We start from the raw sequence: 2,147 nt of genomic DNA, 5'->3' as shown, positions 1-2,147 counted from the left end.
TAACTTATTTTAAACTCGCTGATTTTTGTTTCGTATTTTAGCTAACGGTTTCGTATAACCGTCAGTTACGGGTTAAATTAGCAATTATTTCGGAATTAGCACAAGCCTTAGCAATTCCGAGTGGATTCGGACGTAGTCGAATCCGCCGTAATTGCGGTTATACGATGTTGTGGTTAGTGTTTTACTTTATTTTGCTATTTACGGTTAATTTAATTCTATATCTGCAATTTTTTTATTCCCATAATAAAGAGTAACTGTTTCTGAACCTACCGGTATAAAAAAATATAAATTTAAATTTTGTTTCTTTAAATCTCTAGGTTCAAAATAGGATTCGTGAGCTACTTTATTCGGTTCTTTTATACTAATTTTATATTTATCATATGCGTCATAGTTTATTGGAATAATTGCATTTTTAATTCCTTCAAATTCAAAATCAACATAAGAATCTTTTATATTTGGCTTATACCTATTTTCCAGTGATTTATAATTGGGTTTATCCTTAATCAATCTATACAAGTGCCACTGATTTAGATAATTTGAGTTGGATATATCAATGGGTCTTAATCGTATTCTATTGTTAGGATCTATAAGCGAAAATTTATTGGGATCAAAAGCTCTTTTTTTATTATCGCTCATCTCAATTCTAACTTTAACGCTGTATTGTACCCAATTCTTAGCTTTGGAATAAACATTAGTTATATTACCAAGTCCTACAATTTGACCTGCTTTGTTATTATTTTTATATTCAATGGTTAGATTGTCCTCCTGAATTTTAATTTGCGAATAAAATAGCTGTGTAAATAGTAATGTAAGAATTAGAAATATTGTTTTCATATTAGTTTTTAAAAAAATTGCTTATCATATTATTATAATTATTATTTCGTTTTTACATTAACCACAACGGTTTTGTATAATTTTCCAGCTAAGGGAAGGTTAGGAGTAAAGATAGTAAAAGGAGCTAACTTTGACGCTTTTGCGTCTGTGTCCGCAGGACACAATTAAACCTTAGTTGGAATTATACGTTGTTACCTGCAGTATTTTTTACTCAAACCAATCAGTAATTTCTTTTACTAAATCACTATTATTTGAAATAATAATTCTTGGGTTTATACCATTCCAGTATTTTTTCTTTTTGTAATCAGTCATTACTCCCGAAGTTAAAATTAAAAGATCATTATTTTTTAATGAAATACTTTTATTGGATGTGGTATAACCAGCTGATTTACTTCCAAAAAACTTAATATTCGGATTGTTCATTAATGCAATTGCAGTCGCTTCGCCTGAACTGGCCGTATTTCCATTGATTAAAACTGCTATTTTTAAGTTATCATTTTTTAATTTGTAATTGACTGGATCTCCTATGAATTTATTAGTTTTATTTACTGAACCATCAAAAATTTGATTTTCTTTCTTGCTCCATTCGTCTAGTTTTTTACCAACATAAAAATATCCCAAAATACCGTCTTCTAAGAATGGTGTAAGGGAAATAAGCATTGGCCACATATTTCCTCCCTGATTTTCTCTTAAATCAATTATCCATCCTTTTAATTTTCTTGAATCTTGTTCTTTAATTTTTTCGATATTTCCATTAATGTATTTGACTCCATTTTCTAAAGTTTTTTCTAAACTATTTCTATTATTAATGAATGTTTCTATCTTAACATAGCCAATATTTTCTTGTTTTTGAAAAGGTGTTACTTTTTCATATTTATACTCTTCATCTAATTTTCCATATAAATAAGATTTTGAAGCTTGGTCGTAATAACTTGAATGTTTATCTCCGTTAAGAATTAAAGCAGTAATTACAGCAGAATCCTTGGAGGTTTTTGCACTTTGCCAAACTTTATTCTCAAATAAATCCCATTTAATCGAATCCTTATTGATAGAAAAGTTCTCAAATTTTTTTATCATTTGCTTTATTGCTTTCTTATCGTTTCTAGAAAGATTATTACTCTGAGAAAGAGATTTTTGGAATATAAATATAACTATTAATGAAAATAAAATTTTTTTCATATTGCAGGTAACGGTTTTGTATAATTTCCCAGCTAAGGAAAGGTTAGGAGTAAAGATAGTAAAAAGAGCTAACTTTGACGCTTTTGCGTCTGTGTCCGCAGGACACAACTAAACCTTAGTTGGAATTATACAGT

The 2,147-nt window shown here is 28.6% G+C and carries 2 protein-coding genes; both read right to left on the bottom strand.

Annotation, left to right across the window (positions count from 1 at the left end; translation table 11 throughout):
* Window positions 1-204: 204 nt before the first annotated feature.
* Entirely contained in the window at window positions 205-834 is a 630-nt protein-coding gene (locus tag BUC03_RS14975; RefSeq protein WP_073153936.1) for a hypothetical protein, read from the bottom strand.
* Between the two features lie 207 nt (window positions 835-1,041).
* Entirely contained in the window at window positions 1,042-2,121 is a 1,080-nt protein-coding gene (locus BUC03_RS14970) for a S41 family peptidase (protein ID WP_073153933.1), read from the bottom strand.
* Window positions 2,122-2,147 lie beyond the last annotated feature (26 nt).

The organism is Mesonia phycicola, from assembly GCF_900141885.1.
GTDB lineage: Bacteria > Bacteroidota > Bacteroidia > Flavobacteriales > Flavobacteriaceae > Mesonia > Mesonia phycicola.
This window is presented reverse-complemented; position numbering and strand designations above follow the sequence as displayed.